The organism is Empedobacter sp. UBA6305 (assembly GCF_002440405.1).
Classification (GTDB): Bacteria; Bacteroidota; Bacteroidia; order Flavobacteriales; family Weeksellaceae; genus Empedobacter; species Empedobacter falsenii_B.
Map to the genome: position 1 here is coordinate 1 of NZ_DJTP01000049.1, position 15665 is coordinate 15665.

Annotated in this window: 13 protein-coding genes, 1 tRNA gene and 2 pseudogenes; 5 read left to right on the plus strand and 11 right to left on the minus strand. The window is 30.6% G+C overall.

What is annotated here, in order from left to right; translation table 11 throughout:
* Positions 1-201 precede the first annotated feature (201 nt).
* Complete coding sequence (locus tag B3M86_RS12615) at positions 202-2376, minus strand: outer membrane beta-barrel family protein (protein ID WP_125349802.1); 2175 nt, start codon at positions 2374-2376, stop codon at positions 202-204.
* 257 nt (positions 2377-2633) lie between these two features.
* Positions 2634-3784 (minus strand): annotated as a pseudogene (locus B3M86_RS12620) (DDE-type integrase/transposase/recombinase); the annotation flags it as partial.
* Between the two features lie 80 nt (positions 3785-3864).
* Between B3M86_RS12620 and B3M86_RS12625 the strand changes: the two are divergent.
* Both B3M86_RS12625 and B3M86_RS12630 read left to right on the plus strand, forming a co-directional pair.
* Positions 3865-4560, plus strand: a complete 696-nt coding sequence (locus tag B3M86_RS12625) for a DUF5723 family protein (protein WP_291066672.1) — start codon at positions 3865-3867, stop codon at positions 4558-4560.
* Positions 4561-4689: 129 nt separating this feature from the next.
* The gene (locus tag B3M86_RS12630) at positions 4690-5310 is read left to right on the plus strand and encodes a DUF5723 family protein (protein WP_349679592.1); all 621 of its coding nucleotides are present in this window, start codon (positions 4690-4692) and stop codon (positions 5308-5310) included.
* A gap of 61 nt (positions 5311-5371) precedes the next feature.
* Here the strand turns inward: B3M86_RS12630 and B3M86_RS12635 are convergent, their stop codons facing one another.
* The 3 genes from B3M86_RS12635 to B3M86_RS12645 all read right to left on the minus strand — a co-directional run bounded on the left by B3M86_RS12635 (position 5372) and on the right by B3M86_RS12645 (position 8031).
* Positions 5372-6424, minus strand: a complete 1053-nt coding sequence (locus B3M86_RS12635) for an NAD(P)/FAD-dependent oxidoreductase (RefSeq protein WP_115001902.1) — start codon at positions 6422-6424, stop codon at positions 5372-5374.
* Between the two features lie 148 nt (positions 6425-6572).
* Positions 6573-6646, minus strand: a tRNA-Met gene (locus B3M86_RS12640).
* A 203-nt stretch (positions 6647-6849) separates the two neighbouring features.
* Positions 6850-8031, minus strand: a complete 1182-nt coding sequence (locus B3M86_RS12645) for a pyridoxal phosphate-dependent aminotransferase (protein WP_219034881.1) — start codon at positions 8029-8031, stop codon at positions 6850-6852.
* 112 nt (positions 8032-8143) lie between these two features.
* Here B3M86_RS12645 and tpx point away from each other — a divergent pair, with 112 nt between their 5' ends.
* A complete protein-coding gene (gene tpx / locus B3M86_RS12650; RefSeq protein ID WP_114997736.1) occupies positions 8144-8644 on the plus strand; it encodes a thiol peroxidase in 501 nt (166 codons plus the stop codon).
* Between the two features lie 67 nt (positions 8645-8711).
* On the opposite strand, the gene B3M86_RS12655 is transcribed toward tpx, so the two are convergent.
* On the minus strand, positions 8712-9602 hold the full coding sequence (locus B3M86_RS12655) for a 3-hydroxyacyl-CoA dehydrogenase family protein (protein ID WP_114997739.1): 891 nt from the start codon (positions 9600-9602) through the stop codon (positions 8712-8714).
* A 198-nt stretch (positions 9603-9800) separates the two neighbouring features.
* Positions 9801-10805 (minus strand): Gfo/Idh/MocA family protein, encoded by a 1005-nt coding sequence (locus B3M86_RS12660; protein WP_114997742.1) that lies wholly within the window; start codon positions 10803-10805, stop codon positions 9801-9803.
* 71 nt (positions 10806-10876) lie between these two features.
* Between B3M86_RS12660 and B3M86_RS12665 the strand changes: the two genes are divergently transcribed.
* Positions 10877-11524 (plus strand): protein-L-isoaspartate(D-aspartate) O-methyltransferase, encoded by a 648-nt coding sequence (locus tag B3M86_RS12665; RefSeq protein ID WP_038332579.1) that lies wholly within the window; start codon positions 10877-10879, stop codon positions 11522-11524.
* Between the two features lie 48 nt (positions 11525-11572).
* Here B3M86_RS12665 and B3M86_RS12670 read toward each other — a convergent pair whose 3' ends face one another.
* From B3M86_RS12670 to B3M86_RS13910, 3 genes and pseudogenes are all read right to left on the minus strand, one after another.
* On the minus strand, positions 11573-12001 hold the full coding sequence (locus tag B3M86_RS12670) for a PepSY-like domain-containing protein (protein ID WP_291076462.1): 429 nt from the start codon (positions 11999-12001) through the stop codon (positions 11573-11575).
* Between the two features lie 65 nt (positions 12002-12066).
* Positions 12067-13341 carry a sensor histidine kinase gene (locus B3M86_RS12675; RefSeq protein ID WP_291076464.1) on the minus strand — a complete coding sequence of 425 codons (1275 nt, stop codon included), beginning with the start codon at positions 13339-13341 and terminating at the stop codon, positions 12067-12069.
* Between the two features lies 1 nt (position 13342).
* Positions 13343-14001, minus strand: a pseudogene (locus tag B3M86_RS13910) (response regulator transcription factor).
* A gap of 94 nt (positions 14002-14095) precedes the next feature.
* On the opposite strand from B3M86_RS13910, the gene B3M86_RS12685 reads away from it, so the two are divergent.
* Positions 14096-15112, plus strand: a complete 1017-nt coding sequence (locus tag B3M86_RS12685; RefSeq protein WP_291076466.1) for a threonine aldolase family protein — start codon at positions 14096-14098, stop codon at positions 15110-15112.
* A 38-nt stretch (positions 15113-15150) separates the two neighbouring features.
* On the opposite strand, the gene B3M86_RS12690 is transcribed toward B3M86_RS12685, so the two are convergent.
* Positions 15151-15660 carry a hypothetical protein gene (locus B3M86_RS12690; protein WP_286475725.1) on the minus strand — a complete coding sequence of 170 codons (510 nt, stop codon included), beginning with the start codon at positions 15658-15660 and terminating at the stop codon, positions 15151-15153.
* Positions 15661-15665 lie beyond the last annotated feature (5 nt).

Consider the following 15665-nt stretch of genomic DNA (forward strand, 5'->3'; position numbering starts at 1 on the left):
CTACATTTCAAATTAATCAAATTAATCAAAATAATAATACAATAATATTAAATAAAAACTCTACTTTTAAGTGTTCTTAACAAGGGGAAGATTACAAAATTAAATTAAGAATTTGAATCAAAGTTTTGATACATTAGATTCTTCGTTGGTATTGTATGCAATAATGCAATACTTATCTTTAGTTTTCAATATTGTAAAATATTATTTATTAACTCTTTCTTTTTCTTCTTCATTTCCAAATTCTTTTTTCATTATATTGATGTTTTTATTACCAAATTTATATGTTAACGAAAGTCTAAATAATCTACGATCATAATAGTTATCATAATCAATTTTAATATTATTGGTATAACTTGTATAGATAGGTTTATTTGTTTTTAAAATATCAATCATATTGAGACTTATTTGGAGCTTTTTGTCCAATGTTAAATACTTTATTGATGCAGATAATTGGCTGTAAGCATTATTTTTATCTAGATCGGAGACTCCTTTGAAGTTATACCAATAAGAGATATTAAATAATAATGTTTTATTTTTATTCAAGACAAAATCATTGTTTATAGAAAAATAAGTATTAGATCCTTTTAGGTTTTGATTGGTAATATAAATTAAAGATTTAGACCAGCTATAGTTCCAATCTAATGAAAATGTAGTAGATAACCATTTTAGTTTTTTTAAAGTATAAGATTCAGAAAATCCAATGATATTGGTATTAAAATAGTTTTTAGAAGTTGTTTGTTGATTTTTAGTAGTTTCATCCAAAATTGTTATTTGTTCAAAACCATTTTTAGTATGAGAAAAATATACTGAATTTGACCAATTGTCATTGTGAATGTAATTAAATTCTACATTGTCAGTAAATGAGGGTTGTAAAAAAGGATTTCCTTCTACATAAGAGTAAGGATTACTATACCATCTAAAAGGGTTAAGTTTATCATAAGAGGGTCTATTTATCCTTTTGTTATAATTAATAGATAACGAATTTTTTTCATTAGGAGTATAAGAGATATAAAAAGTAGGAAAAAGCTTAGTATAATCATTTCTGTTTTTTTGCTCTTGTGTTTTAGAATAGCCTTGTGTTTGTGTATTTTCTAATCTAAAGCCTAATTGAGATTCCCATTTATTTGATAATTTTTTATTTCCTGAAATATAAAAAGATTGTGTATTTTCCTTATATTCAAAAACATTACTTTGTGAATAATCAAAAATTGGAGATCCTGTTGTGGTATCAAAATAATTCGCATCACTATTAGTTTTTGTAAAAGAAACTTTTGCTCCATAAGTCAAAATAATCCATTTTAATGGATGCTCAAAGTCTATTTTTGTTGAATAATTTTCAATATTCTGTAAACTAATATTGTTTGCAGAGGATAGATCTATCGTATTAAAATTTCTATTTTCAGTATTTTTATAATTAAAATAATCAAAATTTACAATCATTTTTTTTCCAATGGTATCCATTTCAATAATAGAATTAAGATTTATGGAATGGTTATTATTTTTTTTTTGAGTATACGAAAGGGTTTTCAAATATGAATTAACACTCGAATTATCGGGATTATAAATAGTAGTCAATATATTTTCTTGAACACTAGGTTTATTTAAGTTTCCAAGATATTGAATACCTACACTCCAATTATCATTCATTTTATAATCAAATCCTAATCTTGTATTTAGAGATTTTTGATAGTCTCTTCTTGTACTTCCTTCATTCCAAAGACCATCAGAGTAATAGGTTTTAGTGTTTTCTATAGGTGCATTGGATCCATTTATATAATTTATATCACTATACAATGAAAGTTTATTTTTTTGATACTCAAAGCTTCCCCCAAAAGCTCCCTTTGGATAAGTGCTTTGAGTATATGAGCTTCTCAATGAAGAATTCCATTGGTTGATTCTAGTTTTTTTTAGTTTTATATTTACAATTCCACTATTACCCTCTGCATCATATTTTGCAGGCGGTGTGGTAATGACTTCAATACTTTTTATATTGTCTGAAGGAATACTCTTTAATAAATTAATCAAATCATCTCCTGATACTTGAATTAACTTGTCATCAACCATTACAGACATTCCACTTTTTCCAATCATAGAAATTTGATCATTTTTCACATTTATTCGTGGAGTCATTTTAAGTGCATCCAAAGCATCCCCTCCAATTGTAGAGATTGAATTTTCTACATTATATATAGTTCTATCTATTTTTCGTTCAATTAACTTTTTTTTACCACTTATTACTATTTCTTTTAAATTTTCAGTTTTTAAGGTATCAGATACTTTATTAAGAATAATTGTACTATCATTCTGAGAAAAAACTGTACTTGAATTTAAAAGTATAATAATAAAAAAAATCGATTTTCTTTTAAATAAAATCATATTATAAATTAGTTAAATTAAATCTATATAATATAACTTATATTAAAAAGGATATTTTTAAAAAAAGTTTTTTTTAGAAGAATTCTAAATACTTAAGTTGTTTAAACTTTAATTTTTCTGATTGTAAGTTTTCAAAACAAATGAGACATATCAGTTAAAAAATTAAGAGAGTGTTTGTTTTATAAATTTATAATTTTTTGTTTAAAATACAATTGTCTTCTTTTTGCAATTGTTTGTTGTTTTATAATAGCTCTTTACTCCAAAATTTTATCACCTCTTCCAAAATATACATCAGCAGGTATCAAATTATCTAAAGCCTCGTGATATCTATGATTATTATAATTTTCGACAAAATTTTCGAGGGCAAAAATTAGTTCTTCAGGATGATAATGATCCAGTTTTACCACATTTTTCATTGTTCTGTGATAACGTTCAATTTTTCCTTGCGTTTGAGGATGTAGCGTTTTTCCTTGAACATGTTTCATTTTTTGAGTATTTTTCAAATAATCTTTTAATTCATTCGAAACATAACAAGGTCCATTGTCTGACAATAATTTTGGTTTCTGTTTGGTTTTAATTTGAGCCTTTTCAATTGCCTTTTTCACGGTTCTTTTTACATCTTCAGTCTTCACCGAGCTGCACAACTCCCAATGAATAATATATCGGCTGTAATCGTCCAAAACAGTACTCAAATAATACCATCCCCAACCAATAATCTTGAAATATGTAAAATCTGTTTGCTTTAATATCCGATAAACGATCGATTCTGAAATAAAAACACCTAATTCGTCCATCATTTTAAAGGCTAATTCTACAATCAAATCTTTCTGAGATTCGGGAATACTGTTCCATTTTCTATGAATAGATGGACGTTTTGATTCTAAGCCTTCAAATCCATTTTCAAGATAATTAGAATACCATTTATAAAATGTACTTCTGGAAATACCAAACTCGTCCAAAGTCCGTTTAACAGCGATTTCTGAACGTATGACAACTTCAATAATCTCGTATTTTTCACTTGCTGATAATCGCATATATTTCTTGAATTTATTGATCAATCTAACGAGTCCAAGGTTTTTTTTACGCTATCATAGCGAACAACTAAATAGGCTAAAATATCCTTTAAACGCATATTTTCTTTACGTAAATCAGAAACATCATCGCTCGTTGCTTCACGTGTTATATCGCCTGAAAGTCGCTTTTTACCAGCTTCCAAAAACTCTTTATTCCATTTATAAAATTGAGATTGTGAAATCGAATATTTTCGACATAGTTCAGCAACAGAAGTCTCTGCTCGTAAAGCTTCCATTACGATTAATATCTTTTGTTCAGCTGAAAAGATTCTTCGTGTATTATTACGGATATCTTTTACAAAATTTTCTGGGGTTTTCTTTTTAGAATTTACCATAATTAAAGTTAATGTTTTAATGAAAACACTAACTTAATTTTTAGGTCTTAACTATCCACTTTTTGCTGAAGATTTACAATTTGAAAAAACTTTTATTAACCGTTATTTTTTGTTCAGGATTTACGTTTGGACAAAATATTTTATCTTTTAGTAATGATCAATATAGCGGGATTAACGGTAGTGTTTTTTCTCCGACAACTTCATATTTTAACCCGAATAAATGGGATATTAATATTATTTCTGAGGATATTTTATTCAGAAATGATTACGCTTACGTATCCGATCAAAACGTATTAGGTTTAATAAAAGGTGAAACAAAATCAGCAAATATAAAAGCTGGAATAAGAGGAGAAACGCATTCTAATATTTTAGATTTCGCAACTAGAAATACGATTTCTTATCATTTGGAAAATGATTTTCTGGGACCTTCCGTTTCTTTTAAAAAGAAAATTAATAATCAAACTTATCGTCTTGGAATTTTCACCCGACTTCGTACACAAGGTTCTATTAAAGATTTAGATAATTATTTTCGTTTTAGTAATCAGAATGAAATAGAACCAAAAAATTATGAGTTTGAACCTACAAAGACAAATGCAATGAATTGGGCTGAATTAGGCTTAAATGTTGCGACAAATTTGTATACAACTAATACTTCTGAAGTTATTATTGGGGCAAATATTAAATATCTTTTGGGTTTAGATGGTGCTTATATCAAAAGTAGAAACGCGATAAAATTAGAAGCAGAACCAAATTTATCAGGCACATTTGATCATTAGAAGCTAGATATTTATGCGTCAAATTATGATATAAAAGCAGGATATTCTACCAATTATGATTTTGATCGAGATAAATATGTTTTACGAAATAGAGGAAATGGAGTTGGAATAGATTTAGGAATTTCTTTTGTGAACAGAAGAGCGAATGATGAATTATATGATTTCAAATTTTCGGCAAATTTATTAGATGTTGGATTAGTGAAATTCAGAGGCGATAACCATCATTTCTACAATCCTTCACAAAGAATTCAACTTCGTAATAATCCAAATTTAGATGGAGTTGAATTTGAAAGTGTTGATCAATATTTAGGACTTTTGAGCAAAGAAGTTTATGGAGATGAGACAAAATCTAAAACGGGAAATAATTTTTCAATCGGTTTACCAACCAGTTTACATCTTAATCTAAGTAAAAAAATTATCGAAAATCATTACTTAAATTTCAATTGGATGCAACGAATTCCAGTTTTTGAAAATAGTTTGAAACGTATCAATGTGCTACAAACGTCTTATACTATCCAAAAAGATGGATTTGGAATTGGACCTTCCCTTTCTATCTATGATTATGAAAATGTAACGTTTGGTGGTTATGTAAGAATTGGCCCTCTGATTTTGGGCAGTGATAATGCAATTCCAATCGTTTTCAAACAGAAAAAATTAACTTCTGCGAACTTTTATTTTGGATTAAAATTTTATCCTTTTTGGGACAATGAAGCCAAAAGACGAAGTAGAGAACCTTGTGAATGTGAATAAAAAAAACCTTTTACGCAAAACGTAAAAGATTTAAAAAATATTTCTATTTATTTTGTTAAAATTAGTCAATAGCTTTGACAACCGCTTTTTCGGCTTCTTTTCTTGTCCCGTCGAAACCATCAACACCAGAAACAGTTGTGTATTTCAAGACAAATTTTTTCCCAGGATTCATTCTATTGTAAACAGACTGACACATTAACGTTGCTTCATGGAAACCACATAAAATCAATTTCAATTTTCCTGGATAAGTATTTACGTCTCCAATCGCGTAAATTCCTTCGATATTTGTTTGATAATCTAACGCATTATTTACCTTGATTGCATTTTTCTCAATCTCCAATCCCCAATTTGCAATAGGACCTAGTTTTGGAGAAAGACCAAACAATGGAATAAAATAATCTGTTTCAAGTTCAAAAGTTTCACCTTCTTTTTCAATTACCAAACTTTCCACTTTTCCTTCACCTTTGATTCCAGTAATTTCAGCTGGAGTAACCAAATTAATTTTTCCAGCTTTTTTCAATTCAATTACTTTATCAACAGAATCTAACGCTCCACGGAACTCATTTCTTCTGTGTACCAACGTAACTTCCGCAGCCACATCAGCCAAGAAAATCGACCAATCCAAAGCAGAATCTCCACCACCAGCAATTACGATTTTTTTATCACGGAACAGTTCAGGATTTTTTACAAAATACTCCACTCCGTTTTCTTCATACGCTTCGATGTTTTCGATAATTGGCTTACGAGGCTCAAAAGATCCAAGACCACCTGCAATCGCAACCGCTTTTCCTTGCACTTGCGTTCCTTTATTTGTTGTTACAATAAAAGTTCCGTCTTCTTGCTTATCGATTGTTGCAGCTTGTTCGTTCAATGTAAAACCTGGCTCAAATTGTTTGATTTGCTCCATTAAGTTATCAATCAATTCACCTGCACCAACAGAAGGATAACCAGGAATATCAAAAATTGGTTTTTTTGGATACAATTCTGTCAATTGCCCTCCTGGTTGAGGAAGTGCATCAATAATATGACATCTCATTTTTAATAAACCAGCTTCGAAAACGGCAAAAAGACCAGTTGGTCCAGCTCCGATTATAACTATATCTGTTTGAATCATTTTTTTGAATTTTATTTAGAACGTTACTAAATTGAATGCAAATTTAATGAATTTGAAAGGATTAATCGATGATTATCATCAGAAGTCTAATAATATTTATTGATAATAAAAAAGACAAATTCAATAATGAATTTGTCTTTTGAATTTGTAGCGAAGAGCAGAATCGAACTGCCGACCTCAGGGTTATGAATCCTGCGCTCTAACCATCTGAGCTACCTCGCCTTGTTTTTAGTGGTGCAAATATAAGAGGTTATTTTCGATTAAAACAAATCTTTTTTGAAATATTTTCAATAAAAAGTCGCTTAAATAGGCTAATCAATTGAAATTCATTAAAATTAAAATCACATTTTTTTGAAGAAAATATCATCTACAAAAAAATCCTCAAGCAAAACTTGAGGATTTTGATATTTTATCTGCTTTTCTACTTATGCTAAAGCATTTTTGATACGTGTCATTGCTTCTTTCAACTCCTCTACAGACGCCGCATACGAGATACGAATACAATTTTTAGATCCGAAAGCCGAACCAGAAACAACCGCAACTTGAGCATGTTCTAATAAATATAAAGCCAAATCATCTGCATTGTTAATTGTAACACCATTGTACGTATTTCCGAAAGTTGCCGTAACGTCTGGGAATAAATAGAAAGCTCCTTTTGGTTCGTTAACTTTGAATGTTGGAATTTCTCTCGCCCAACCTAACATCAATTCACGACGTTCTGCAAACGCATCAACCATGTATTGAACTGAGCTTGGATCTGCTTCTAAAGCCGTAATTGCCGCTCGTTGAGCGATAGACGTTGCTCCCGAAGTCACTTGTCCTTGTAACGTTTCGCATGCTTTTGCTAACCAAGCTGGCGCTCCAATGAAACCAATTCTCCAACCTGTCATTGCGAAAGCTTTTGCTAAACCATTTACAGTTACTGTTTGATTATAAACTTCTGGGAAAGATGCAATCGAAACATTTTTTTCTCCGTAAACAATGTGCTCATAAATTTCGTCCGAAATAATAATCACATCTGGATATTTTGCTAAAACCTCAGCCAAACCTTTCAATTCTTCTCTTGTGTAAACTGATCCTGACGGATTACAAGGAGATGAATAAATAATAGCACGAGTTTTATCTGTAATTGCAGCTTCTAACTGTGCTGGTGTAATTTTGAAATCAGCTTCTAAAGTTCCTTCCACAAAAACTGGCGTTCCTCCTGATAATTCTACGATATCTGAATAAGAAACCCAATAAGGTGTTGGAATAATTACTTCAGTTCCTTCGTCTACAATTGCTTGTAAAACATTATAAATAGATTGTTTTGCTCCAGTAGAAACAACAACTTGATTTGCTGTATATTCAATATTGTTATCACGTTTAAACTTCTTACAAATTGTTTCCTTCAAATCTGCATACCCTGCAATTGGAGGATATCCTGAATAATTTTCGTCGATAGCTTTTTTAGCTGCCTCCTTGATAAAATCTGGTGTATTGAAATCTGGTTCTCCAATACTTAAACTAATCACATCGATTCCTTGTGATTTTAATTCTCTTGCTTTCGCAGACATTGCAATAGTTGCAGATGGTTTCAAATTCTGTAAACGCTTTGAAAGTTGCATAATATTTGTGTGTTATTTGTAATGTAACAATTTATTATTGCGAAGATACTTTTTTCTCCGTAGAATTTTGTTACTTTTAATCATTAAAAATCTAAGAATAAAATAAAAAATTATGGCTGAAATTACATTCAAAGGAAATCCTATTCATACAGGCGGAGATTTACCTATAATTGGTGAAAAAGCGCCGATTTTTGCTTTAACAGCAGGAGATTTAAGCGACAAAACATTGGCTGATTATGCTGGAAAAAATGTTGTTTTAAATATTTTTCCAAGTGTTGACACTGGTGTTTGTGCGCAATCTGTACGAACTTTTAACAAAGAAGTTTCTTCTGCTGCAAATACAGTTGTGTTATGTATTTCGAAAGATTTACCTTTCGCTTTATCTCGTTTTTGTGCTGCCGAAGGTTTGGATAATGTAGTCACTTTATCTGATTTCAAAAATGAAGAATTCGCAAATGCTTATGGTGTTAAAATGGTTGATGGACCATTAAATGGATTATTATCTCGCGCAGTTGTAGTAATTAATCCAAATGGAGAAGTTGCTTATGCAGAACAAGTTCCTGAAATTGGACAAGAACCAGATTACACACATGCTTTAGCTGCAATTAAGTAATCAAAATAAAAAAAAGCGTTACCCGAAAAGTAACGCTTTTTGTTTTGACTATTTTGTGTAAGATAAACTACTTCGCAAACTGAGCAGCTAATTTTTCTGCTTTTTTAGATTCTGAATAATCATAGAATCCTTCTCCAGATTTTACTCCTTTTTTACCAGCAGTTACCATGTTAACTAACAATGGACAAGGTGCATATTTAGGATTTTTGAAACCATCGTACAACACTTCTAAGATTGATAAACAAACGTCTAAACCGATAAAATCTGCTAATTGTAATGGTCCCATTGGATGAGCCATACCTAATTTCATTACTTCGTCAATTTCTTTCACGCCCGCAACTCCTTCATATAAAGAATAAATTGCTTCGTTAATCATTGGCATTAAAATACGATTGGCGATAAAACCTGGATAATCATTCACTTCAACTGGAACTTTTCCTAATTTTTCTGACATTTCCATAATCGCTTTCGTTACTTCGTCTGTTGTATCGTAACCACGAATAATTTCAACCAATTTCATCATCGGAACTGGATTCATGAAATGCATTCCAATCACTTGTTTTGGACGACTTGTAACAGACGCAATTTTTGTAATCGAAATAGAAGAAGTATTAGACGCTAAAATTGCATTTGCTGGCGCAGCTTCATCAATTTGTTTGAAGATTTTCAATTTCAAATCTAAATTTTCTGTTGCAGCTTCTACAACTAAATCCGCATTTTTTACCGCTTCCGCAGTATCTGTAAATGTTGTAATATTATTTAAAGTTGCTGTTTTGTCAGCTTCCGTAATTTTTTCTTTGGCGATCATACGCTCCAAATTTCCAGCGATTGTTTTCAATCCACGCTCCAAACTATCTTGAGAAACGTCAACCAAATTCACTGCAAATCCTGATTGTGCGAAAACGTGAGCAATTCCATTCCCCATCGTTCCAGCTCCAATAACTGTAATGTTTTTCATCTTTTTGTATGTTTGTTTTTATTATTTATTTTTTTTCGAGATTCGAAGTTCGAAATGAGTTTTGCGAAATTTGATTTTTCAGAATGAGAAGCTGAAATGAATTCAGCTTGACAAATTTTCGTCATTCTGAACTTGTTTCAAAATCACATCATATTCATGCGTTTAGCGAAATTCGAACTTCTAAAATCTAACATCGATTTATTCTTTCTCGATTGTTTGATTTTTGATGACTTGCTGTTCTTTTTCAAAATAAGCAATAATCTCCAATGCAACTTTCAATGCATTTCGTCCATCTTGTAACGAAACTTTAATTGGTGAATTATTCACAATAGAATCTGCAAAGCTTTCTAATTCATCCAAAATTGCATTATTTGGTAAAATTTCTGGATGTTCAAAACAAATTTCTCTACGATCTCCTTTATCGTTTTCCAAAATCATCGCAAATTCACTTGGATTTTCTGGCGCTTTGTGCATTTTAATAATTTCAGTCTTTTTCGTCAAGAAATCAATTGAAATATACGCATTTCGTTGAAAAACACGCATTTTTCGCATATTTTTCATTGACATTCTACTTGTCGAAACATTCACCACACAACCATTTTCAAACTCAATTCGAGCATTTGCAATATCAGGTGTATCACTAATTACCGAAACTCCAGACGAATGAATTGATTTAATTTCTGATTTTACAATCGATAAAATCACATCTAAATCATGAATCATCAAATCTAAAACTACAGGAACATCTGTACCGCGCGGATTAAATTCTGCCAAACGATGCGTTTCAATAAACAATGGTTCTTCGATAAAAGGTGCAGCCGCTGTAAATGCAGGATTAAAACGCTCTACGTGTCCAACTTGCGCTTTCAAACCTTTTTCATTTGTCAATTTCAACAAATGATCTGCCTCTTCTAAGGTATGCGTAACTGGTTTTTCGATGAAAAAATGTTTATTTTTTTCGATCACTTTCAATGCCACTTCATAATGTGATAACGTTGGTGTCACAATATCGACAACATCAACAGCATCAATTAATTCGTCCATCGAACTAAAATATTTATACCCAAATTCAGCTTCAACTTTTTTTCCATTTTCTTCAAAAGAATCAAAGAAGCCAATTAATTCGTATCTTTCCGATTGATTTAATAACTTTAAATGGATTTTTCCAAGGTGCCCAGCACCGATCACTCCTACTTTTAACATTTGGTAGATTTTGCCGTTAAAATTAATGAGAATAAGTTGTATTTAATGCATTTTTGTAAAAATTTTGGAATATGTCTGTAGACGATTTTAAACACAGAGGACGACGCAAAATGTTGGTTGATTTGTTGCGCTCGAAAGGAATTGAAGATGAAAACGTATTGGAAGCTATTAATTTAGTGCCACGACATTTATTTTTAGACAGCGCATTTACGGAATTCGCATATCGCGACGAAGCTTTTCCGATTGCTGCTGGACAAACGATTTCGCATCCGTTTACAGTTGCTTTTCAGACACAATTATTAGACATTCAGCCTAATGAAAAAGTCTTAGAAATCGGAACTGGTTCTGGTTATCAAACTGCTGTTTTGGTTGCTTTGGGTGTTGAAGTTTTTACGATTGAAAGACAAAAAGATTTGTTTGATTTCTCGAAAATCATGTTGAAAAAAATCAATTTCGAGCCACGTTATCAAACGTATGGAGATGGTTACAAAGGTTTACCTTCTTTTGCTCCTTTTGATAAAATTATTGTAACGGCTGGTGCGCCAGAAATTCCAGAAGAATTAAAAAAACAATTGAATATTGGAGGAATAATGGTGATTCCAGTTGGTGAACAATCGCAACGAATGATTGTCATTATGAGATTATCAGAAGATCAATTTGAACATTACGAATTTGGTGATTTCAAATTTGTGCCAATGTTAGAAAGTCGAGATAAATAGAATAAAAAACTCCAACTAAAGTTTAGTTGGAGTTTTTTATTTTATTTATTAATCATCAATTTTCTTAAAATTCCCGTTTTTATCAAATTTTAATTCAAGTCCATTGTTCAATTTCACTTCAATTTCTTTTCGATCTCTTTCTATTTTTGTTATTGTAGTATTCGGAAAACTTCTTTTCACATAATTCGAAATTTTAGCTGGAATAAATCCTGTTGGAATAGCATTTCGTTTTCCATCGACTTCTTTCCAAGCTCCGTCTCCATCAAATTCTACTTTTGTTCCATTTGCCAAATACACTTTATATTCTTTCGAAAAATAATCGTCGTCCAACATCACAGAACCAACATGTTTTGCACCAAAATATTTGTTGATAAATTGCTGTCCCATTTTTGGAACTTGGTTATATTTTATCGCTTTATCTTGAGCAAAAGAAATCAACGTTGCACTTAACATGATAACACTTAAAAACTTTTTCATTTTGTTTGATTTTATAATTATTAAGACAAAGTTGCAAAGTGAATTAAGAAAGATTTGGGAATAATTTATTTTTTCAGAATAAATTGATGAAAAGGAAACTCATAATTGTAATGTAACGTCAAATTTTGTTGATTTTTGATAATCGTGTCCACAATCGAAAGCCCTAATCCATTATTTCCATCACTTGTCCCTTGTTTATAAAAACGACTAAAAATAAGATTAGAATCCAATGTTGCATTTTTCCCTGTATTCGAAATTATAAATTGATTTGAATCACTTTCTATCTTAATAATTTTCTCATCATTATTATGTTTGATCGCATTTCGAATCAAATTTGAAATTAAAATTCGCGCTAAATCGATATTAAAATCAAGAATAAAATCTGCCTTAAAATTTGTTTCTAATTTAAATTCTTCTGCTTCTAAAATTTCTTCATAATCTTCGATCAAATCTTTTGTCAAAGCTGTAAAATTAACTTCAACATTATTTTTGTATTGATTATTCTCGATTCGAGATAACATTAACAACGATTTATTAAGATTCACCATTCGCCAAAGTGTTTGCTTGGTTTCTACTAAACTCATCACTTCTTTTTCTTTTAAATCTGAATTTTCTATTAGCAAATCAAGTTTGTTTAGCGCAATTGTCAAAGGTGTTTGCAATTCGTGGGAAGCATTTTCGATGAACAATTTTTGTGAATTAAAAACCTCATCATTTCGATTAATCATTCGCTCAATTTCTTTTTGCAAATAAGAAAATTCTTTCACATTCGTTTCGACAAGTTTTGGTTTTTCGTTATTTCCCACTTCATATTTTCTTAATTGAGAAATAATTTGCCCAAAAGGTTTGAAGGCTTTTTTCAATCCAAAATGATTAATCAATAAAATACTAATCAAAATAAAAACATACAACGCAATCAAAGAAATCGATAAATCATAAATCAATTCATCTTCTTCGACTGTTGAGGTTCTAATTTCTAATGAATACGGATGATTTTCTTTGTCATAAAAACCAGTTCTCAATATACGATAAGGCTCCATATCATCATCGTATCCCATGTAAACCAACTCATTCGAAAAGTGATTTCTTTCATCATATTTACTTGGATCAACTTTGGAAATTTTGAATTGACTTAATCCAAATTCGGTTGTATTTAATAAATTCGGATCGCGATAAGCTTCTCGAATAATTTCAATTTTTTGATTCTTTAATCCGTCATCTACATTGTCATAAACTTCATCCAAAATCAAGGAATGAAAAAGAAATGCCCAAATCGCAATAACGATAAGCAACCAAAATGTGAGGTAACGAAATGTATAATTTTTTAGTGATATTTTCATGTTAAATCAACTTATAACCAATCCCATAAACCGCTTGTAAATCGGCTTCGGAGTTTGCTTCTTTCATTTTTTTCCTTAGATTTTTTATTTGCGAATAAATAAAATCTAAATTATCAGATAGCTCAATATGATCTCCCCAAACACTTTCTGCTAAAGTCGTTTTCTGAAAAACACGTTCGGGTCTCAACATAAAATAATACAGCAAATCATATTCCTTTCTGTTTAATTTCAGTTCGATATTATTTACTTTTACCAAACGATCTTCGGGAAAAATTTGAATATTTTTATAACTCAAAACATCCTCTCCTTTTTGTAGATTTTTGCGCAAAGCAACTTTAATTCGAGCCAATAATTCAGCAAAATGAAATGGTTTCGCTAAATAATCATCCGCGCCAACCAATAATCCTTCTACTTTATCATCAACCGAATCTTTCGCCGACAAAATAATCACCGAAGATTCTTCAATTCCTTCAACAAAGACATTCCATCACCGTCTGGTAACATCATATCCAATAAAATGCAATCATAATCGAACGAAATTATTTTATCCAAAGCTTGCTGATAATTATCTGCTGTTTCGACAATCATCTTTTCCTTTTCTAAAAACTCAACAATTGTTTCTTGCAATTTTATTTCATCTTCTACGACTAAAATCTTCATAACTTCAGTTTAAATAATTGGTAAAAATAGATAGTAAAATAGGAAAGAATTAGGAAAACTCCTACTTTTATTCTCAAAATTTAAGATTTCAATTTTGAAAAAATATAGCTTTAAAAATGATTATAGCGAAGGTGCTCACCCAGCAATTTTGCAACGATTAATCGATACAAATTTAGAACAAACAATTGGTTACGGCGAAGACGAATTTTGCAATGAAGCAAGAGAGTTCATCAAAAAAAGACTGAAAAAAGATTCAGCAATTCATTTTGTTTCTGGTGGAACACAAGCCAATTTAATTGTAATTTCTTCTATTCTAAAACCACACGAATCTGTAGTTGCAGCCGAAAGCGGGCATATTGCCGTTCACGAAACGGGCGCGATAGAAGCAACAGGACATAAAGTAAATACCATTGCGACGGATAATGGAAAAATAACTCCTGAGCAAATTTCGATTGTTCTTTCCACACATACGGACGAGCATATGGTGAAGCCACAATTGGTTTATATTTCTAATTCTACGGAAGTTGGAAGTGTTTATTCGAAAAAGGAATTGCAAGAACTTTATCATTTTTGCCAAGAAAATAATTTATATCTTTTTGTTGATGGCGCACGTTTAGCTTCTGCTTTAACTTCTTCTAAATGTGATTTAAGCTTTGAAGATATGGCGAATTTTACAGATGTTTTTTACATTGGTGGAACTAAAAATGGTGCACTTTTAGGTGAAGCAATTGTGATAAATAATTTAAAATTGGACGAAGATTTTCGTTATCATATCAAGCAAAAAGGCGGAATGTTAGCAAAAGGACGTTTGATAGGTATTCAATTTTCGGAAATGTTTCGAGATGATTTATTTTTCGAGATGGGAAAACACGCCAATCAAATGGGAGAAAAATTAGCAAATGCTATTTCAGCAAAAGGTCACAACTTTTTGACAGAACCATCTTCCAATCAAATTTTCCCTATTTTACCAAATTCAATTATCGAAAAACTACAACAAGATTTTGAGTTTTATATTTGGCAAAAAATTGATGAACAAAATTCTGCAATTAGATTAGTCACTTCTTGGACAACACCAGAGGAACAAGTAGAAAATTTTATCAAATCAATATAAAAAATAAAAGGATCCATAAATTATTGGATCCTTTTATTTTAATAATAATCTTTCACATTTTTCAAACGCTCTTTCGCGCGTTTATATTCTGCTTTTCTGATTTCTTTTTTACGTTTCATCAAATTTTTATCGTGAGAATAATTACGTTCTATTCGCTTGATATCTCTTTCGTATTCGTCTTCTAAACGCTCTAATCGATCATCAATTCGGTCTTTGTAATAATCGTCACGATGAGAATTTGACCATTTATAACGTTGATTATCATTTAAGATTTTATCAATATCACGTTGTAAATTGTAAGAAATCTCTCTTTTTCTTCTACCTTTTTCGTAACCAGATAAATTACGATCTCTTCCAACTCTTTCGAAATCTTTACTTGCTTGTTTTTTTAAAGCAATTATTTTATTTTTTTGACTACTTGATATTCCGTAATAATCAGATCTTTCAATTAAAACATCGACATTTCTATTATTTCCATCATTTGGTCTATTTTGCGCATAACTTGACATTGTAAACAACGCAAAACCAAAAATTAAAAACTTCTTCATATTCT

Bases quoted from the DNA above. Each gene is read 5' to 3' on its own strand.
- B3M86_RS12690 (WP_286475725.1), bottom strand. From the start codon at position 15,660: ATGAAGAAGTTTTTAATTTTTGGTTTTGCGTTGTTTACAATGTCAAGT.
- B3M86_RS12655 (WP_114997739.1), bottom strand. From the start codon at position 9,602: ATGAAAAACATTACAGTTATTGGAGCTGGAACGATGGGGAATGGAATT.
- B3M86_RS12615 (WP_125349802.1), bottom strand. From the start codon at position 2,376: ATGATTTTATTTAAAAGAAAATCGATTTTTTTTATTATTATACTTTTA.
- B3M86_RS12675 (WP_291076464.1), bottom strand. From the start codon at position 13,341: ATGAAAATATCACTAAAAAATTATACATTTCGTTACCTCACATTTTGG.
- B3M86_RS12660 (WP_114997742.1), bottom strand. From the start codon at position 10,805: ATGTTAAAAGTAGGAGTGATCGGTGCTGGGCACCTTGGAAAAATCCAT.
- tpx (WP_114997736.1), top strand. From the start codon at position 8,144: ATGGCTGAAATTACATTCAAAGGAAATCCTATTCATACAGGCGGAGAT.
- B3M86_RS12665 (WP_038332579.1), top strand. From the start codon at position 10,877: ATGTCTGTAGACGATTTTAAACACAGAGGACGACGCAAAATGTTGGTT.
- B3M86_RS12645 (WP_219034881.1), bottom strand. From the start codon at position 8,031: ATGCAACTTTCAAAGCGTTTACAGAATTTGAAACCATCTGCAACTATT.
- B3M86_RS12670 (WP_291076462.1), bottom strand. From the start codon at position 12,001: ATGAAAAAGTTTTTAAGTGTTATCATGTTAAGTGCAACGTTGATTTCT.
- B3M86_RS12635 (WP_115001902.1), bottom strand. From the start codon at position 6,424: ATGATTCAAACAGATATAGTTATAATCGGAGCTGGACCAACTGGTCTT.